The sequence below is a fragment of the Marisediminicola sp. LYQ85 genome (genome assembly GCF_046600695.1).
Lineage (GTDB): Bacteria > Actinomycetota > Actinomycetes > Actinomycetales > Microbacteriaceae > Marisediminicola.
Genome location: NZ_JBKIWO010000003.1, coordinates 108,930 through 126,270, shown reverse-complemented (window position 1 = coordinate 126,270; position 17,341 = coordinate 108,930). Strand labels below are relative to the sequence as shown.

Here is a 17,341-nt window from a genome sequence, read left to right as displayed (position 1 = left end):
CGGTGATCGTCGGGGTGGGGGTCGACATCGTCGATCTCGCGCGGTTCGAGCGGGCCGCGTCGCGCACTGCCGGCCTGCTCCCGCGGTTGTTCGCCGAGAGCGAACGGCGGGTCGGGGAGCGCGTTCTGCCTCTGCGTTCGCTCGCGGGGAGGTTTGCGGCGAAGGAGGCGCTCATCAAGGCGCTCGGTGACTCGACGGGAGTGCGCTGGCACGACATGCGTATCGTCCCCGACGGCCACGGCAACCCGGGATTCGAACTCTCGGGTGCCGCGGCCGCCGTGGCCGAATCACGAGGCGTCGAGAGCGTGCACGTGTCGATGAGCCACGACGCGGGCGTCGCGATCGCCTACGTCGTCGCCGAGGGGAGTCGCTCATGACACCGCGTTCCCTGCGCGAGGCACGCGTGAGCCTCGACCGCATCCGCCGCAATGTCGACGCGCTCCGGCGGGCGACGTCGACGACGCACACGATGGCCGTCGTCAAGGCCGACGGATACGGTCACGGTGCAGCGCCGGTCGCGCGAGCCGCCGTGGAGGGCGGAGCGGACTGGCTCGGCGTCGTCGACATCGACGAGGCGCTCCGGTTGCGGGCATCCGGAATCAGCGAGACGCCGATCCTCGCGTGGCTGCACGACCCGGCCGTCGACTTCGCCCCCGCCGTCGCCGCGGGAATCGATGTCGGAATCGGCTCGATCGCCGCTCTTGAGAGCGCCGCGCGCGCGCACGGCGCCGCGCGAGTGCACCTCAAGGTCGACACGGGGCTCGGCCGCGGCGGCGTGCCCGTGAGCGAGGTCGAGCGCCTCATGGATGTCGCGGCGACTCTCGAGCGACGCGGCGAGATCGTCGTGCGCGGGCTCTTCAGCCACCTCGCGAACGCGGGGGCCGACGCCGACGCCGACCAGGTCGCGGTGTTCCGCGACGCTCTCGGGGCGGCCGCGGCGGCCGGGCTCGAGCCGGAGATCCGTCATCTCGCGTCGACGGCGGGAGCACTGCGGATTCCCGACGCGCGATTCGACATGGTGCGACTCGGTATCGGCATCTACGGCCTTTCGCCGTTCGAGCAGGTCGCCTCGGCCGACCTCGGGCTCTCGCCGGCGCTCGAGCTCAGTGCGTCGATCGTCTCCGTCAAGCGCGTTCCCGCCGGTCACGGGGTGTCGTACGGCTATCGCTACCGCACGACCGCGGAGACGACGCTCGCGCTCGTTCCGCTCGGATACGCCGACGGCGTTCCGCGCGCCGCGTCGGGTCGCGGTGTCGTCTCGATCGGGGGAACGGTCTTCCCGATCGCCGGAACCGTGGCGATGGACCAGTTCGTCGTCGACGTCGGCGACTCGCGCGTCGCGGTCGGCGATCGCGCGGTGCTCTTCGGCGATCCCGTGGAGGGCCTCCCGAGCGCCGACGACTGGGCTGCCGCGTGCGGCACCATCAATTACGAGATCGTCACGCGCCTCGGCGCGCGCATCGAGCGGTCGTACCTTCCGTGAGCGAGCCGGTGCCCATCGACATCGAGGTCTCGACGCCCGAGAGCATGGCCGCGCTCGGAGCCCACGTCGCGAGGCAGCTGCGAGCGGGCGACATCGTCGCGCTCGACGGCCCGCTCGGTGCGGGCAAGACCACCTTCACTCGCGGGCTCGGGGGCGAGCTCGGCGTGCGGGGCACGGTCTCGAGCCCCACCTTCGTGCTCGCGCGCACGCATCCTCGAACCGCGGGGGGCGCACCGCTCGTGCACGTCGACGCCTACCGTCTCGGGTCGGCCGCCGAGCTCGACGACCTCGACATCGACTTCGCCGAGTCCATCGTCGTCGTCGAGTGGGCCGCCGGGATGCTCGCCGGCCTCGACGACTCGGTGCTGCGCATCACGATCGAGCGCCCGACGGGGGCCGGGCGAGGCGAGCTTGTCGACAACGACAACGACAACGACAGCGACGGCGACACCGTCGACGACGAGCCGATCGAGGCGAGGGTCGTGCGCATCGAACCGCTCGGTGACCGCTGGGCCCGGCGGCCCTTCGTCGCTCCGGTGTGACAGACGGGTTCGCTCGCGCCCCGGTCATCTAGGCTTGGCGGGTGATTCTCGCGATCGACACGTCGGGCGGCACGACCGTCGGTCTCGTCGACGACGGGGCGAACGCCGTCGCGGAGCGATCGTCATCCGATTCCCGACGGCACGCCGAGGTCGTCGGCAGTCTCATCGTCGAGTGCCTCGCCGATGCGCGTGCTCGGGCATCGGACGTCGCCGCGGTCGCGGTCGGAATGGGGCCGGGACCGTTCACGGGCCTCAGGGTCGGCATCGCCGCGGCGGAGGCCTTCGGGCTCGGACGAGCCGTACCCGTTCTGCGGGTCGTGAGCCACGACGCCATCGCGAGTTCCGAGCTCGCGTCGGAGAACCGCCCCCTTCTCGTCGTCACCGACGCGCGTCGGCGCGAGGTCTACTGGTCCACATACTCGGGTCTCGCGAGCGACGGGGTCCCCGAGCGAGCGGATGCCGCAGGCCTCTGCCGCCCCGCCGACCTCGAGTCGGCGGTCCCCGACTTCTCGCGCTTCGCGAGGGTCGACGACGTGGCGGTGTCGGCAGTCGCCCTCGGTGTTCTCGCCGCGCGCATGAGGTCGGCGGAACGGCAGTTCGCGTCGGCTGCTCCGCTCTACCTCCGTTCGCCCGACGTCACGGTGTCGAGCGGCCCGAAGCGCGTGACGTCGTGACGTGGCAGTTGCGCCGCGCCGGGGAGGGTGACCTCGACGCGATCATGCTGCTCGAGGAGAGCATCTTCTCCACCGACGCGTGGTCGAGGGCCACGATGCGGGCGGAGGTCGCCAACGCGCAGGGCTACTACCTCGTCGCGTTCCGCCCGGAGTCGCCCGATCGTGTCGACGGGTATTCGGGTCTCTTCGCCCCGCGTCGGGCCCCTCAAGCCGACGTCAACACGATCGCCGTCGCCCCCGCGGCTCGACGTCGAGGTCTCGGTAGGGTCCTCATGCTCGCGATGCTCGCCGAGGCGAGGGAGCGCGGTGCTCACGAGGTCCTCCTCGAGGTGCGGGCTGACAACCCGTCGGCCCAAGCGCTCTACCGCGACCTCGGGTTCGTCGAGATCGCCGTGCGACCGCGGTACTACCAACCCGACGACGTCGACGCCGTCGTCATGCGGCTCGTGTTCATCGAGCCCGAGACCGTGCCGGCGACCGGCAGCACGATCGACGCGTCGCCCCCTACGACGGCCGACCCGACGAACGGACCCGCGACATGAGTGCCGACGCCCCCGCGCCCCTCGTGCTCGGCATTGAGACGAGTTGCGACGAGACGGGGATCGGCATCGTGCGGGGCTCGACTCTTCTGGCGAACGTCATCGCCTCATCGATGGAGGAGCACGCTCGCTACGGGGGAGTGGTTCCTGAGATCGCCGCTCGAGCTCACCTCGAGGCGCTCGCCCCGACGATCTCCTCGGCGCTCGCCGAGGCGCGCGTCGACCTCGCAGACCTCGACGCCGTGGCCGTGACGAGCGGACCGGGGCTCGCGGGAGCGCTCATGGTGGGGGTCGGCGCCGCGAAGGCTCTCGCGATCGCCCTCGACAAACCGCTCTACGCCGTCAATCACCTCGTCGGTCACGTCGGGGCCGACCTCGTGAGCGAGTCGGCGGAGCCCCTCGAGACACCGACGGTCGCGCTCCTCGTGTCGGGAGGTCACACATCCCTCCTCCTCGTGCACGACCTGACCTCCGACGTCGAGTTGCTCGGCGAGACGATCGACGACGCCGCGGGCGAGGCCTTCGACAAGGTCGCGCGGTTGCTCGGCCTGCCCTACCCGGGCGGCCCGGAGATCGACCGGGCCGCGGTGGGGGGCGACCCGCGCGCTATCCGTTTTCCCCGCGGCCTCACCCGTCCCCGCGACCTCGACGCGCACCGCTACGACTTCTCCTTCTCGGGCCTCAAGACGGCCGTGGCCCGCTGGGTCGAGGCCGTGCGGGATCGCGGCGAGGAGGTTCCGATCGCGGATGTCGCGGCGAGCTTCCGCGAGGCGGTCGCCGACGTTCTCATCACGAAGGCCGTCGCGGCGTGTCGGGATCTCGGAGTCCCCCGCCTGCTGCTCGGCGGAGGGGTCGTCGCCAACGCGCGCGTGCGCGAACTCGCGACGGAGCGTTGCGCCGCGGAGGGGATCGAGTTGCGCATCCCGCCGCTCTCGCTGTGCACCGACAACGGGGCGATGATCGCGGCTCTCGCCGCCCGCCTGATCGCCGCGGGGGCCCCGCCGTCGACCCTGCATTTCTCTGCGGACTCGACCCTGCCCGTCACCTCCATCCAGGCGTGACGCTCGTTTGACACCCCTCCGGCGCGATGTCAGGCTGAGCCGAACCGTGTCACCTCAGCCATTCCGCTAGGAGCTCCTATGTCCGACCCCAAAGACGACTCTGTGCCACCCGTTCCGCCTGCGCCGTCCGACCAGCAGGCAGACGACCACTCCGTCGCCGCGCAGCCGTCGCCGCCGGAACCGACCGCTCCCGAGGGTCAGGGCACCTACACCGCGCCCGGCGAGTACACGGCACCGGGCGGATACGCCCCGCCGCAGCCCGAGGCGACCTCGAATGCGTACGGTGCTCCCGCCGACTACGCGCAGCCCGGCGGATATCAGCCGCCCAGCGGTTACCAGCAGAGCAACGGCTACCAGCAGAGCAACGGGTACCAGCAGCCCGGTGGCTACCAGCAGACGAGCGGATACGGTTCGGCGGGGTACACCCCGGCCCCGCCCGCTCCGCCGAAGACGCTGAGCCTCCTCGGAATGATCGCGGGGATCGTCAGCGTCCTCGGTCTGTGGGTCCTCTTCATTCCGATTGCGGGGGCCCTCCTGGGCCTGTTCTTCCCGGCCGCCGCGATCGTGCTCGGGTTCCTCGGAAAGTCGCGCGAGGGTGCGCCGGCGCGGGGGCTGTGGCTCACGGCGCTCATCACCGGTTTCGTCAGTGTCGGGCTCGCCCTCATCGCTCTCGTCGGGTGGATCGCGTTCTTCGCCGTCATCGGCAGCGACCCCTACTCCGGCGGGTACTAGGCACCGACCGCGGGCTCCACTCGCTCGACGAGGAGAGCCGAGTGCCGGCCGGCGACGCGCGTCACGATGAGCGTCGCAGAGCCGGTGCCCTTGAGTGACAGTCGCGACCTCAGCTTCGCCGGGTCGACGTCGACGCCGCGCTTCTTGATCTCCAGGCGACCGATGCCGCGAGCGGCGAGTTCTCTCTTGAGGGTGCGCTCGTCGAAGGGCAGGGTCGCGATGACACGGAACGGCACCGCGAAGGGCGTCTCGACGACCTCGTCCGAAGTCAGGTAGGCGATCGAGTCGCTCACCATGCGCGCGTCGAGCGACCTCGCGAGGTCGCCGATCAAGCGGGCGCGGATGACCGCACCGTCGGGTTCGTAGACGACACCCCCGAGGGCGCCCGTCGCGACATCCTCGCTGTCTCCGTGGGAGATCATCTCCGCGGTGCCGTGTGCGCCCATCACGAGAGCGGAACGCGTGATGCCGTCCCGTGCCGCCGCACCGAACCAGACGCCGGCCTCGACGACCTCCCGATCGACCGAGATCCACTGCGCCTCGGCGTCTGCGGGGATGAGGTCGCGGTCGACACCCGGCCCGAGCTTGACCCCGACGGGCCGATCGGCGGCGAGGCCGAACGCGAAGTCGAGGGGCGGGCTCCACTGGTTCGGGTCGTGCACGCGCGTCGTGTTGTCGTGGCCTCGCGTGCGTCTCGCCGGGTCGACGTAGACGGCGTCGACGTCGGCGAGGTCGACGGTCGCGGCATCTGCGGAGACGACGGTTGCGCCCTCCCACGGGGCGAGGTTGTAGGTCGCGATCGCCGCGGTCACGTCGTCTCTCTCGACCGCGAGCACGTCGAGGCCGAGGGCGGCGAACGCGAGGGAGTCCGCCCCGATGCCGCAGCCGAGGTCGGCGACCCTGCGCGCTCCCGCCGCCGTGAACCGCCCGGCGTGGTGGGCGGCCACGCTCAAGCGAGTGGCCTGTTCGAGGCCCGCGGTCGTGAAGAGCATGCGGTCGGCGAACTCGCCGAATTTGGCGCGAGCGCGGGCCCGCAGCTTCGACTGGCTCAGCACCGCGGCGACGAGTTCGGGGGAGTGCCCCGCGGCGCGCAGCTCGCGCACCGTGCGCACGATGTCCGCCGAGGGATCGAAGGGCGGGAGGGAGTCGAGCAACCGGAGCCCGTCGGCCGAAAGCACTTCGAGTAGGTCGCCGGTCTCCATGGCCCCATTGTCGCTCACGGGCGACCGTGTCGGCGCCGCGGGGAGAGGCGCGGCTGGCACTCCGATTGCGTGAGTGCTAATCGACCCCGTAAGCTACTTCTGGCACTCTCACCGAGAGTGTGCCAACCCCAAGTTTCGTTAGCACTGAGAAAGAAGAGGTCAACCGTGTCGGTCTCCATAAAGCCGCTCGAGGATCGCATTGTCATCAAGCAGGTCGACGCCGAGCAGACCACTGCCTCCGGTCTCGTCATTCCTGACACCGCGAAGGAGAAGCCCCAGGAGGGCGAGGTCGTCGCCGTGGGTCCAGGTCGCATCGATGACAACGGCAACCGCGTGCCCCTCGACATCGCCGTCGGCGACAAGGTCATCTACTCCAAGTACGGCGGAACCGAGGTGAAGTACGGCGGAGAAGACCTCCTCGTGCTGTCGGCTCGCGACGTGCTCGCGGTCGTCGTCCGCTAGTCACGACCCGCCAGTTCGAAGGCCCGCCCGGTCATCCGGGCGGGCCTTCGTCGTGTGCGGCGACGGCGAGAGTCGGCCCGATCCCGGGAGTAGCATCGGGACAGTGCCCGACGCCTCATCGCCCTCCCCGAGCGGCTCCCCGTCGCCCTCTCCCCGCCCCTCCGCACCGGGCGTGAAGTCCGGGTTCATCCAGGCCATCGGTGCCTACGGTCTCTGGGGTTTCCTCCCCGTCTACTTCCTCGTGCTCGCGCCGTCGGGTCCGTTCGAGATCGTCGCGTTCCGCATCCTGTTCTCGCTCGTGTTCTGCGCGCTCCTGCTCACCGTCACGCGCAGCTGGGGGGCCGTCGTCGCGATCGTGCGCTCGCCGCGACTCCTGCTCACCGTCGGGCTCGCGGGAGTGTTCATCTACGTCAACTGGCAGGTGTACATCTTCGCGGTGCTCACCGACCGGGTGCTCGAGGGCGCGCTCGGTTACTTCATCAACCCGATCGTCACGGTCTTGCTCGGTGTGCTCATCCTCCGCGAACGGTTGCGGCCCGCCCAGTGGGTCGCGGTGGCGATCAGCTTCGTCGCCGTGCTCGTGCTCGCGATCGGTTACGGCACGTTCCCGTGGATATCGCTCGCGCTCGCCTTCTCGTTCGGGCTCTACGGGCTCATCAAGAAGCGCGTGGGGCCGCGGGTCGATGCGGTGAGCGGACTCTCGCTCGAGACCGCGTGGCTCACCCCCGTCGCCGTCATCCAGCTGGCCGTCGTCGGCTCGTCGACGGGAATCCTGTTCGGCTCCGTGAGCGTCGGGCACACGCTCCTCGTGATCGGGTCGGGGGTCATCACGGCGGTTCCCCTCCTTTTGTTCGCAGGAGCCGCGCGTCGGTTGCCGCTCATCACCCTCGGTCTCGTGCAGTATCTGGCGCCCCTCCTGCAGTTCGCGTTCGGAGCCTTCGTGTTGCGCGAGGCGATGCCCCCCGAGCGCTGGGTCGGGTTCGGGCTCGTCTGGGTCGCCCTCATCGTGCTCACGGTGGACATGGTCGTTTCGGGCAGGTCGGCACGCCGCGTCGTACGCCCGCTGACCTGACACTAGGGTTCCCTCGTGCGCCGCGGAGACGCGGACACGGAAGGAGTTGATCGATGGCCCAGGGTCCCTTGCGCGCGCTCGCGACGAGTGCTGTCGCCGCCGCCCTGGCCGTGTCGCTCGTCGCGTGCGCGTCGAGCGGGACGACCGATTCGATGCCTGTCCCGAGCGCGAGCGCCACTCCGAGCCCGAGCGAGGTCGCTCCGAGTGGTGACGGCGAGCTGTCGATCGGCACCCTCTTCGAACTCACGGGCGATCTCGCCGACATCGGGGCCGCGCAGGTCGCGGGAGTGGATGCCGCGGTGCGCGCCCTCAACGAGGCCGGAGGTGTCGGCGGGACCCCCGCCGTCGTCACCCACCGCGACGCGTCGGGCGACGGCCTCGTGTCGGCCGCACGGGAACTCGCCGACCTCGGTGTGGACGTCATCATAGGGCCCGGAACCGCGGATGCCGTCGCGAGGGTCGCCGAGGCCCTGGCCGACGACGACGTCGCCGTGGTTTCGCCGACCGCGGGCCCGCTCGCCGTGGACGAGCCGCTCGCCCTCGTGCTCGCGGGGCTCGACGACAGCACGGCCCCCGACAGCATGCGCGACCCTACGACGGCCGACGACGACTTCACGGCGCTCGTGCGGACGACCGACCCCGGAGTGGCCGACGTCGACTATGCGGCGGAGGCGTTCGACGCGACGACCCTCGTCGCTCTCGCCGCGATCGCGGCCGACGACGACGGCGGGCCATCCGTCGCCGCTGCCGTGGCCTCGGTCACGACGGGGAGCGTCTCGTGCAGCGTCGTCGGGGAGTGCATCGCGGCGCTCGACGACGGTGTCACAATCGCTTTCACCGGAATGAGCGGCGCCCGCTCGTTCCGCTAGATGCGGGGCCGCGGTCATCCGTGACCAGGAGCTTCGATACCCGCGGCATCATGCGGGTTCCGTCGTGCCGGGCACACCGCACGGAGTGCTTGCCCGGTTCTGCCCCGTCAATGTAACGATTCCGTCGCGTTACACGGCTGTAACAGCCTCGTATTGTGTGGGGGTCATTCCGTCTATACCGTGAACCAACCGCGCGGTTCTTCCGTGCCGGAAAACTCACCTACACCAGAGGAGCACAATGAGCGCATTCCTGAAGGGCTCAACACCTTCCCGCTCGCACGCCTTCTCGGCGGGAATCAAGGTTGTCGCGGCCACCGCGGGCATCCTGCTGCTGGCCTCGTGCGCCAGCGGTCCTGCCGAAGAAGACACCGACGAAGCCACCACCGACTTCCCCGCGTCGTCACGCGAGGCAGACGGGGTTCTCTCGATCGGCACGATCCTTCCGCAGACCGGTAGCCTCGCCTTCCTCGGCCCGCCCGAGTTCGCCGGCGTCGACCTCGCCGCCGAAGAGATCGCCGACTCGGACTTCGAGTTCGACGTCACCGTCGAGCACCGTGACTCGGGTGACCTCGAGACCGACATCGCGACGCAGTCCGCGACCGAGCTCGTCGACCTCCCGACCGACGTCGTCGTGGGTGCGGCATCCTCGGGAGTCTCCTTCACGTTCATCGACCGTCTCGTCGACGCGGGCATCGTGCAGTTCTCGCCCGCGAACACCTCGCCCGACTTCACCGAATACGAGGACGACGGCTGGTACTGGCGTACCGCGCCGAGCGACGTGCTCCAGGGTCGCGTGCTCGGAAACCTCATGGTCGGCGACGGTGCAGAGAACGTCGCGTTCATCTACATCAACGACCCCTACGGAACCGGTCTCGTCGAGAACGCGACGACCGCCGTCGAGGATGCGGGCGGAACCGTCTCGGCGTCCGTCGCGTTCAACCCGGGAGACACGCAGTTCACCGCGATCGTCGACGAGGCGCTCGCCGGAGACCCGGATGCCATCGCCGTCGTCGCCTTCGCGGAGACCTCGTCGATCATCCCCGAGCTCGTCAACACCCAGGGCTTCGACGGTGCGGGCGTGTACTTCACCGACGGAAACCTCTCGAACAGCTACGAGTTCGAAGAGGGCACGCTCGAGGGAGCGAAGGGAACCCTGCCGGGTAACTTCGCCTCGTCGGACTTCCGTGACCGCCTGCTCGAGGTCGACCCCGACCTCGAGGACTTCAGCTACTCGGCCGAGTCTTACGACGCCGTGATCCTGTCGGCCCTCGCGGCCGCTCAGGGTGGCAGCGACGACCCGACCACGATTCGCGACAACCTCGAGTCGGTCTCGAAGGACGGCGAGACGTGCGAGACGTTCGCCGACTGCCTCGCGCTCATCTCCGAGGGTGAAGACATCGACTACGACGGCCCCTCGGGACCGATCACGTTCGATGCGAACGGTGACCCGACCGAGGCGTACATCGGTATCTACCAGTACGGTGCCGACAACCAGTACGAGCCGCTCAACGCGGAGTTCGGCAGCCTCAACGAGTAATCGTTCGACTGCACGACACTGAAGGGCCCGGCCGCCACGGCCGGGCCCTTCTTCGCGCCTGCTCACGGCGCGCGTGTCTGGTCGACACGGCCGTCGAGGCGCTCACGCAGCCGTCACGGCATGAGAAAGGCCCCAGGCGAGTGCCCGGGGCCTTCGTCGTCGTGAGTGCCGCTCAGACGCCGCGAGCCTTCGTGTCGGCGTCGACGTCGGCCGCGAGGGTGCCGAGGTAGAGCTCGGTGACCTTGGGGTCCTTCAGCAGCTCCCGGCCCGTGCCCGTGTAGGCGTCGCGGCCCTGGTCGAGAACGTAGGCGCGGTCGCAGATCTGCAGGCAGCGGCGGGCGTTCTGCTCGACCATGATGACCGAGACGCCGGCGCGGTTGATCTGGTGCACGCGGAGGAAGGTCTCGTCTTGACGCACCGGCGACAGCCCTGCGGACGGCTCGTCGAGGAGCAGCACGGAGGGGTCCATCATGAGCGCGCGGCCCATGGCGACCATCTGTCGCTCGCCGCCCGAGAGCGAGCCCGCACGCTGCTTGCGGCGGGTCCCGAGCTCGGGGAAGATCGTCGTCACGAACTCGAAGCGCTCGTCGAAGACCTTCGGGCGCTGGAAGAGCCCCATCTCGAGGTTCTCCTCGATCGTGAGGGTCGGGAACACGTTGTTGTTCTGCGGGACCATGCCCACGCCCTTGCTTACGAGCTTGTCGGCCTTGAGCCCGGTGATGTCCTCGCCCTTGAGGTGGATCGTGCCCTCGCGGATCTTCACCTGCCCGAACACGGCCTTGAGGAAGGTCGACTTGCCCGCGCCGTTGGGGCCGATGATGCCGATGAGCTCACCGGGGTAGGCCGTGATGTTGCATCCGTTGAGGATGTTGACACCGGGGATGTATCCCGCGACGAGGTCGGTGCTGTAGAGCACGGGGTCGACGGTCGCGGTGGTCGTCGGGGTCGACGTGGGTTCGACTGTCTCGCTCATCAGTGCGCCTCTCGCTCTGCTGCGTGGGCTTCGGCGGCCTGCTTGGCCTCGACCACGGGGTTGGTCGTGCCGGTCATGTCGCCGAGGTCGGTGTCGTGATGCGCACCGAGGTAGGCATCGATGACGGCGGGGTCGTTCATCACGCTGTCTGGCGGGCCCTCCGCCACGACCTTGCCCTCGGCCATGACGATGACCCAGTCGGAGATGTGCCTGACCATGTGCATGTCGTGCTCGACGAAGAGCACCGACATGCCCTCGGACTTGAGCTGCTTGATGTGGCCGAGGAGCGACTGGGTGAGCGCCGGGTTGACCCCGGCCATGGGCTCGTCGAGCATCACGAGCACGGGGTCGCTCATGAGGGCGCGAGCCATCTCGAGGAGCTTGCGCTGGCCGCCCGAGAGCGAGGCCGCGTAGTCGTCCTTCTTGGCGTCGAGCTTGAAGCGGGCGAGCAGCTCTTCGGCTTTCGCCGTGATGTCGGTCTCGCGCTTCTTCCAGAGCGGCTTGATGAGCGCCGTGAAGATGTTCTCGCCCGGTTGCTTGGTGGCTCCCAGGAGCATGTTCTGCAGCACGCTCAGACGGCCGAGCGACTTCGTGAGCTGGAAGGTGCGCACCATTCCCTTGCGGGCGACACGGAACGCGGGGACGCGCGCGAGACTGTCTCCCTCGAAACTCCAGTCGCCCGTGTTGGGCTTGTCGAACCCCGTGAGCAGGTTGAAGAACGTCGTCTTGCCCGCACCGTTGGGCCCGATGAGAGCCGTGATGCTCCCGCGGGGGATCTCCACGTGGGCGACGTCGACGGCGGTCAGGCCACCGAAGGTGCGGGTGACGCCGTCGGCGACGACGATCGGGTCGACCTTCTTGCAGCCGGGGCCGACCTCGCCGACGACGAGGGGGTGGGTGAGCGCGGTGTCAGACATTGAACGACAGCTCCTTCTTATTGCCGAAGATGCCCTGGGGTCTGAATATGACGAGGAGCATGAGCACGGCGCCGATGATGATGAAACGTATCTGCCCGGCCTGGGTGCTGCTGATGAAGGTGATGATGTCAGCCGAGATGAGGCCGCGGAGGATGCTGTCGCTCAGGGTGAGGAGTGCTGCGAAGAGCATGGCTCCCACGATCGGACCGAGGAGCGTCGCCGCCCCGCCGAGGAGCAGCATCGTCCAGATGAAGAACGTCAGCGTCGTCGCGTAGTTACCGGGCTGCACGGCTCGCGGCAGCACGAAGATGACGCCGGCGAGAGATCCGAAGACACCACCGAGGATGAGGGCCTGCATCTTGTAGGCGTAGACGTTCTTGCCGAGGCTGCGCACGGCATCCTCGTCTTCGCGGATGCCCTTGACGACGCGGCCCCACGGGCTCCGCATGAGCAGGAACACGAGGATCGTCGCGAGGATCACGAGGCCCCAACCGAACACGCGGATCCACAGCTGGTTGGCCGTGTAGGTCCACGGGCCGAAGCCGTAGCTGCCGTCGGCGAAGGGGTTGAGCGCGATGAAGCCGCTGTTGAACCCTGAGAGCCCGGCCGCACCACCCGTGACGTCGGTGAGTGCCGTGGTCGACACCGTGAACCTGACGATCTCGGCGCTCGCGATCGTGACGATCGCGAGGTAGTCGGCTCGCAGCCGCAGCGTCGGTATGCCGAGCAGGAAGGCGAAGAGCACGCTCGCGAGGATCGTCGAGAGGAACCCCGCCCACAGCGGGAAGTCGAAGAGGAGGGTCGGCACGACGAAGGCGTATGCGCCGATCGCCATGAAGCCGGCTTGACCGAAGTTGAGCAGTCCGGCATAGCCGAAGTGCACACTGAGCCCGATCGCCGCGAGAGCGTACGCCGCCGTGACCGGGCTGAGCAGCTCGCCCGCGGCACTGTTGAGAATCTGTCCCCAGTCCATGATGGCCTCCTAGCCGACCCGTTCCTTGCGCCCCAAGACACCTTGTGGTCTCACGAGGAGCACGAGGATGAGGATGAGAAGTGCGACCGCGTAGCGCAGGTCGTTGGGAATCCAGACGGTCGACACCTCGGTGACGATTCCGATGACGAGCGAGCCGACGAGGGCTCCGAACGCGCTTCCGAGCCCGCCGAGGGTGACCGCGGCGAACAGCAGGAGCAGGATCTGGAAGCCCATGTTCCAGTTCACCTGGCGGAACACCCCGTAGAGGATTCCGCTGAGCCCCGTGAGTGTCGCGGCCATGATCCAGACGATGCGGATGATGCGGTCGACGTTGATGCCCGAGGCGGCGGCGAGCGACGCGTTGTCGCTCACGGCTCGCGTGGCCTTGCCGATGCGGGTGCGCGTGAGGAAGAACGCGACGAGGGCGAGCATGACGATGCTGATGCCCATGCTCACGAGGGATGCGAGCGTGATGGTCACGGGGCCGACGGTGACCGTCTGCGTGAGGCCCGTGTCGAGTGTCTCGATGTTTCCGCCGAGGAAGAACAGGATGACGTATCGCGCGAGGATCGAGAGACCGATCGTGACGATCATCGCTTGCACGAGACCGACCCCGCGTCGCCTCAGGGGTCTGTGGAGCCACGCGTCTTGCGCGTATCCGGTGAAGGCGCTCAGCACGAGGGTGATCGCCACGGCGACGATGATCGGCAGGTCGAGCACGGTTCCGAAGAGCAGGAACATCACCGCGCCGAAGGTCACCATCTCACCGTGGGCGAAGTTGTTGAGCTTCGTCGTGCCGTAGATGAGCGAGATGCCGATCGCGGCGAGCGCGAGGAGCAGCCCGAAGTTCACGCCGTAGACGGCGCGCGTGAGGATCGTGTCGAGGATGCTCGAGCTCACCGACGTGCCTTCACCCGTGGGGAAGAGCACGTTGACCGTGTTGGTCTGCGCGAGGTTGACGTCGCGCGTGAGGTTGTCGGGGTCGCGAGGCACGACGCCCTCGGGGAGGGTGTCGGGGAGGAGGGTGGCGGTGTACGCGCCCTGGCCGGGAACCGTGACCGTCCAGCGACCGTCGTCACCCGTGACGCCGATCTCGCTGAAGCCGGAGCCCTCGACCTCGACCTCGACGCCCGCGATGGGCTCGTCACCGTCGCGGATGAGTCCGCCGACCGTATAGGTGTCGGTGAAGTCGCTCGAGGGCGACGGCGAGGGGCTCGGGCTCGACTCGGCCGACGCGGGAGAGAGCCCGACGGCGAGTGCGAGGAAGAGCCCCACGAGGAGGGTCCCCAGAAGGGTCACGGATACGTTCACGAGCGGCGAAGCGCGTCGCAGGATGAGTGGCACTGAACCTCCAGGGGCGAGCCAGCAAGAGCACGGGAGTGGTCTCGCCTTCAAGGCTGGTCGTCGACGATGACGTTACCGATCATTTGTGTCCCTCGTGTTTCGGGTCGACTCACGAGTAGGCCCTTATTATGCGGGGGAATGAGGCGATCCCTAAACCGTTAACATTGAATACCGGATTCGACGCAGCACCCGGAGACTCTTTCCCCCCTCGATCCAACAGGGAGACACATGTCCCAGCCCGATCCGTTCGGTTTCATCGGACTCACGTACGACGACGTCATGCTTCTGCCCGGGCACACCGATGTCATCCCGAGCGAAGCGGACACCTCGTCGAGGCTCACCCGGCGGATCACGGTCAACTCCCCCCTCCTCTCGTCGGCGATGGACACCGTGACCGAGTCGCGCATGGCGATCGCGATGGCTCGCCACGGGGGCCTCGGCGTGCTGCACCGCAACCTGTCGATCGACGACCAGGCGACGCTCGTCGATAAGGTCAAGCGCTCCGAGTCGGGCATGATCACGAACCCTGTGACGACGTCGCCCGACGCGACCGTGCAGGAGGTCGACGAGCTCTGCGGCCAGTTCCGCGTCTCGGGTCTCCCCGTCGTCGAGGCCGACGGCACCCTCGTGGGCATCATCACCAATCGCGACATGCGCTTCGTCTCGCCGTTCGAGAAGTCGACGACTCTCGTGCGCGACGTCATGACCAAGGGTCCGCTCATCACCGCCCCCGAGGGGGTCGACCCCGACTCGGCCATCGCGATCTTCGCCCAGCACAAGATCGAGAAGCTCCCCCTCATCGACGGTCAGGGGCGCCTCCGCGGACTCATCACCGTGAAGGACTTCGACAAGAGCGAGAAGTATCCCAGCGCCACGAAAGACCTCGAGGGGCGACTGCGCGTCGGCGCCGCGATCGGCTTCTTCGGAGACGCGTGGGATCGCGCAGGAGCGCTCGCCGATGCCGGGGTCGACATGATCGTCGTCGACACCGCCAACGGCGACTCCGCAGGGGTGCTCGACATCATCCGCCGGTTGAAGTCCGACCCGACGTTCGCCCACGTCGACATCGTCGGCGGCAACGTCGCGACGAGGTCCGGTGCCCAGGCCCTCGTCGACGCGGGAGCCGACGCCATCAAGGTCGGGGTCGGGCCCGGCTCGATCTGCACCACGCGGGTGGTCGCGGGAGTCGGTGTTCCCCAGGTGACCGCGGTCTACGAGGCGTCCCTCGCGGCGCGCGAGCACGATGTGCCCGTGATCGCCGACGGCGGCCTGCAGTACTCGGGCGACATCGCGAAGGCGCTCGTCGCCGGCGCCGACACGGTCATGCTCGGGTCGCTCCTCGCCGGGTGCGACGAGAGCCCGGGAGACCTCGTGTTCGTCGGAGGCAAGCAGTACAAGAACTACCGCGGAATGGGCTCGCTCGGCGCGTTGCAGACTCGCGGAAAGAAGACGTCGTACTCGCGAGACCGCTACTTCCAGGCGGATGTCCCGAGCGACGAGCAACTCATCGCCGAGGGTGTCGAGGGGCAGGTGCCCTATCGCGGCCCCCTCGCGGCGGTCGCGTACCAGCTCATCGGGGGCCTCCGGCAGTCGATGTTCTACACGGGCGCTCGCACGATCGAGGAACTCAAGAACAAGGGCAAGTTCGTGCGCATCACCGCGGCGGGACTCAAAGAGAGCCACCCTCACGACCTGCAGATGGTCGTCGAGGCGCCGAACTACCGCCGGTAGCCGCGCGCTCCGCGGCCGGGCGACCTCTCGGCGAAAGGGTCGCCCGGTAGGCTGGCGGGGTGAGTGACATCGAGATCGGCCGCGCAAAGCGCGCCCGCAGGGCCTACGCATTCGACGACATCGCCATCGTCCCGAGTCGCCGGACCCGCGACCCTCAAGACGTCTCGGTCTCGTGGTCGATCGACGCCTACCAGTTCGACATCCCCTTCCTCGCCGCCCCGATGGACTCGGTCGTCTCGCCCGCGACAGCCATCGCGATGGGTCGCCACGGCGGTCTCGGCGTGCTCGACCTCGAGGGCGTCTGGACCCGGTACGAGAACCCGGAGCCCGTGCTCGAGGAGATCCGCTCCCTCGACAGCGCCGAGGCGACGAAGCGCATGCAGGCCATCTACTCGGAGCCGATCAAGCCCGAGCTCGTGACGGCTCGCCTCGCCGAGATCCGTGCGGCCGGAGTGACGGTCGCGGGGGCGCTCTCCCCGCAGCGCACCCAGGAGCTCTACGAGACCGTCGTCGCGGCGGGTGTCGACCTCTTCGTCATCCGAGGCACCACCGTGAGTGCCGAGCACGTTTCCCAGAACCAGGAGCCGCTCAACCTCAAGAAGTTCATCTACGAGCTCGACGTCCCCGTGATCGTCGGTGGCGCGGCAGGCTACACGCCCGCCCTCCACCTCATGCGCACGGGCGCCGCGGGCGTGCTCGTCGGGTTCGGGGGAGGTGCGGCGTCGACGACGCGCAAGTCTCTCGGCATCCACGCTCCCATGGCCACGGCGCTCGCGGATGTCGCGGGCGCCCGTCGCGACTACATGGACGAGTCGGGCGGCCGCTACGTTCACGTCATCGCCGACGGCGGCCTCGGAACATCCGGCGACATCGCGAAGGCGTTCTCGATGGGGGCCGACGCGGTCATGCTCGGATCGACCCTCGCCCGCGCGACCGACGCCCCCGGCGGAGGCTGGCACTGGGGAGCCGAATCCCACCACGGCGAACTGCCCCGCGGCCACCGTGTCGCGGTCGGCCAGGCGGCGCCGCTCGAGAGCGTGCTGTTCGGCCCATCCACAGTCGCCGATGGCACAGTGAACCTCGTCGGCGCACTCAAGAGATCGATGGCGACGACCGGCTACTCCGACATCAAGGAGTTCCAGCGGGTCGAGGTTGTTGTCGCTCCGTACAGCGCCGGTTAGCGTTGACTGAGGGCCGGCCACGGTGGCCGACCTCGAGAACCGGGAGGCA

18 protein-coding genes are annotated in these 17,341 nt (G+C 68.7%); 13 read left to right on the top strand and 5 right to left on the bottom strand.

The annotated features are described in order from the left end of the window. The first annotated feature begins 2 nt into the window (after positions 1-2). The 7 genes from ACLHG5_RS12855 (at position 3) to ACLHG5_RS12825 (ending at position 5,031) form a co-directional block, all read left to right on the top strand. Positions 3-377, top strand: a complete 375-nt coding sequence (locus ACLHG5_RS12855) for a holo-ACP synthase (protein WP_411317348.1) — start codon at positions 3-5, stop codon at positions 375-377. Further along, positions 374-1,483, top strand: coding sequence for an alanine racemase (gene alr / locus ACLHG5_RS12850; RefSeq protein ID WP_411319070.1), 1,110 nt, complete (start codon positions 374-376; stop codon positions 1,481-1,483). The genes ACLHG5_RS12855 and alr overlap by 4 nt, the downstream gene beginning before the upstream one ends. Next, positions 1,480-2,025, top strand: coding sequence for a tRNA (adenosine(37)-N6)-threonylcarbamoyltransferase complex ATPase subunit type 1 TsaE (tsaE, locus tag ACLHG5_RS12845; RefSeq protein WP_411319069.1), 546 nt, complete (start codon positions 1,480-1,482; stop codon positions 2,023-2,025). Before alr ends, tsaE begins: the two co-directional genes overlap by 4 nt. A 41-nt stretch (positions 2,026-2,066) precedes the next feature. Beyond that, the gene (gene tsaB / locus ACLHG5_RS12840) at positions 2,067-2,699 is read left to right on the top strand and encodes a tRNA (adenosine(37)-N6)-threonylcarbamoyltransferase complex dimerization subunit type 1 TsaB (RefSeq protein ID WP_411319068.1); all 633 of its coding nucleotides are present in this window, start codon (positions 2,067-2,069) and stop codon (positions 2,697-2,699) included. Next, positions 2,696-3,241: a ribosomal protein S18-alanine N-acetyltransferase gene (gene rimI / locus ACLHG5_RS12835; RefSeq protein ID WP_411319067.1), complete on the top strand. Its 546-nt coding sequence runs from the start codon at positions 2,696-2,698 to the stop codon at positions 3,239-3,241. Before tsaB ends, rimI begins: the two co-directional genes overlap by 4 nt. Beyond that, positions 3,238-4,299 carry a tRNA (adenosine(37)-N6)-threonylcarbamoyltransferase complex transferase subunit TsaD gene (gene tsaD, locus ACLHG5_RS12830; RefSeq protein ID WP_411317353.1) on the top strand — a complete coding sequence of 354 codons (1,062 nt, stop codon included), beginning with the start codon at positions 3,238-3,240 and terminating at the stop codon, positions 4,297-4,299. The genes rimI and tsaD overlap by 4 nt, the downstream gene beginning before the upstream one ends. Positions 4,300-4,377: 78 nt before the next feature. Then, positions 4,378-5,031, top strand: a complete 654-nt coding sequence (locus ACLHG5_RS12825) for a hypothetical protein (RefSeq protein ID WP_411319066.1) — start codon at positions 4,378-4,380, stop codon at positions 5,029-5,031. Here the strand turns inward: ACLHG5_RS12825 and ACLHG5_RS12820 are convergent. After that, complete coding sequence (locus ACLHG5_RS12820; RefSeq protein ID WP_411319065.1) at positions 5,028-6,233, bottom strand: THUMP-like domain-containing protein; 1,206 nt, start codon at positions 6,231-6,233, stop codon at positions 5,028-5,030. The genes ACLHG5_RS12825 and ACLHG5_RS12820 overlap by 4 nt on opposite strands. A 165-nt stretch (positions 6,234-6,398) precedes the next feature. Here ACLHG5_RS12820 and groES point away from each other — a divergent pair, with 165 nt between their 5' ends. The 4 genes from groES (at position 6,399) to ACLHG5_RS12800 (ending at position 10,173) form a co-directional block, all read left to right on the top strand. Next, positions 6,399-6,695 (top strand): co-chaperone GroES, encoded by a 297-nt coding sequence (gene groES, locus ACLHG5_RS12815; protein ID WP_100388242.1) that lies wholly within the window; start codon positions 6,399-6,401, stop codon positions 6,693-6,695. A gap of 103 nt (positions 6,696-6,798) precedes the next feature. Further along, positions 6,799-7,767: an EamA family transporter RarD gene (rarD, locus tag ACLHG5_RS12810; protein WP_411319064.1), complete on the top strand. Its 969-nt coding sequence runs from the start codon at positions 6,799-6,801 to the stop codon at positions 7,765-7,767. A 53-nt stretch (positions 7,768-7,820) separates the two neighbouring features. Then, positions 7,821-8,636 (top strand): ABC transporter substrate-binding protein, encoded by an 816-nt coding sequence (locus ACLHG5_RS12805; RefSeq protein ID WP_411319063.1) that lies wholly within the window; start codon positions 7,821-7,823, stop codon positions 8,634-8,636. A gap of 238 nt (positions 8,637-8,874) precedes the next feature. Beyond that, the gene (locus tag ACLHG5_RS12800) at positions 8,875-10,173 is read left to right on the top strand and encodes an ABC transporter substrate-binding protein (RefSeq protein WP_411317358.1); all 1,299 of its coding nucleotides are present in this window, start codon (positions 8,875-8,877) and stop codon (positions 10,171-10,173) included. 172 nt (positions 10,174-10,345) lie between these two features. Here ACLHG5_RS12800 and ACLHG5_RS12795 read toward each other — a convergent pair whose 3' ends face one another. The 4 genes from ACLHG5_RS12795 to ACLHG5_RS12780 are packed head-to-tail and all read right to left on the bottom strand — an operon-like array spanning position 10,346 to position 14,335. Beyond that, positions 10,346-11,146 carry an ABC transporter ATP-binding protein gene (locus ACLHG5_RS12795; RefSeq protein WP_411319062.1) on the bottom strand — a complete coding sequence of 267 codons (801 nt, stop codon included), beginning with the start codon at positions 11,144-11,146 and terminating at the stop codon, positions 10,346-10,348. Beyond that, positions 11,146-12,063 carry an ABC transporter ATP-binding protein gene (locus tag ACLHG5_RS12790; RefSeq protein ID WP_411317360.1) on the bottom strand — a complete coding sequence of 306 codons (918 nt, stop codon included), beginning with the start codon at positions 12,061-12,063 and terminating at the stop codon, positions 11,146-11,148. The genes ACLHG5_RS12795 and ACLHG5_RS12790 overlap by 1 nt, the downstream gene beginning before the upstream one ends. Beyond that, the gene (locus tag ACLHG5_RS12785) at positions 12,056-13,036 is read right to left on the bottom strand and encodes a branched-chain amino acid ABC transporter permease (protein WP_411317361.1); all 981 of its coding nucleotides are present in this window, start codon (positions 13,034-13,036) and stop codon (positions 12,056-12,058) included. Before ACLHG5_RS12785 ends, ACLHG5_RS12790 begins: the two co-directional genes overlap by 8 nt. 9 nt (positions 13,037-13,045) lie before the next feature. Further along, entirely contained in the window at positions 13,046-14,335 is a 1,290-nt protein-coding gene (locus ACLHG5_RS12780; RefSeq protein ID WP_411317362.1) for a branched-chain amino acid ABC transporter permease, read from the bottom strand. A 273-nt stretch (positions 14,336-14,608) separates the two neighbouring features. Between ACLHG5_RS12780 and guaB the strand changes: the two genes are divergently transcribed. Then, entirely contained in the window at positions 14,609-16,111 is a 1,503-nt protein-coding gene (gene guaB / locus ACLHG5_RS12775) for an IMP dehydrogenase (protein WP_411319061.1), read from the top strand. A gap of 59 nt (positions 16,112-16,170) precedes the next feature. After that, positions 16,171-17,292, top strand: a complete 1,122-nt coding sequence (locus ACLHG5_RS12770) for a GuaB3 family IMP dehydrogenase-related protein (protein WP_411319060.1) — start codon at positions 16,171-16,173, stop codon at positions 17,290-17,292. The last annotated feature ends 49 nt before the right edge of the window (positions 17,293-17,341 follow it).

Coding starts and splice junctions, on each gene's coding strand:
- ACLHG5_RS12785 (WP_411317361.1), bottom strand. CDS start 13,036: ATGGACTGGGGACAGATTCTCAACAGTGCCGCGGGCGAGCTGCTCAGC.
- ACLHG5_RS12825 (WP_411319066.1), top strand. CDS start 4,378: ATGTCCGACCCCAAAGACGACTCTGTGCCACCCGTTCCGCCTGCGCCG.
- alr (WP_411319070.1), top strand. CDS start 374: ATGACACCGCGTTCCCTGCGCGAGGCACGCGTGAGCCTCGACCGCATC.
- ACLHG5_RS12800 (WP_411317358.1), top strand. CDS start 8,875: ATGAGCGCATTCCTGAAGGGCTCAACACCTTCCCGCTCGCACGCCTTC.
- guaB (WP_411319061.1), top strand. CDS start 14,609: ATGTCCCAGCCCGATCCGTTCGGTTTCATCGGACTCACGTACGACGAC.
- ACLHG5_RS12795 (WP_411319062.1), bottom strand. CDS start 11,146: ATGAGCGAGACAGTCGAACCCACGTCGACCCCGACGACCACCGCGACC.
- ACLHG5_RS12805 (WP_411319063.1), top strand. CDS start 7,821: ATGGCCCAGGGTCCCTTGCGCGCGCTCGCGACGAGTGCTGTCGCCGCC.
- ACLHG5_RS12790 (WP_411317360.1), bottom strand. CDS start 12,063: ATGTCTGACACCGCGCTCACCCACCCCCTCGTCGTCGGCGAGGTCGGC.
- ACLHG5_RS12820 (WP_411319065.1), bottom strand. CDS start 6,233: ATGGAGACCGGCGACCTACTCGAAGTGCTTTCGGCCGACGGGCTCCGG.
- tsaD (WP_411317353.1), top strand. CDS start 3,238: ATGAGTGCCGACGCCCCCGCGCCCCTCGTGCTCGGCATTGAGACGAGT.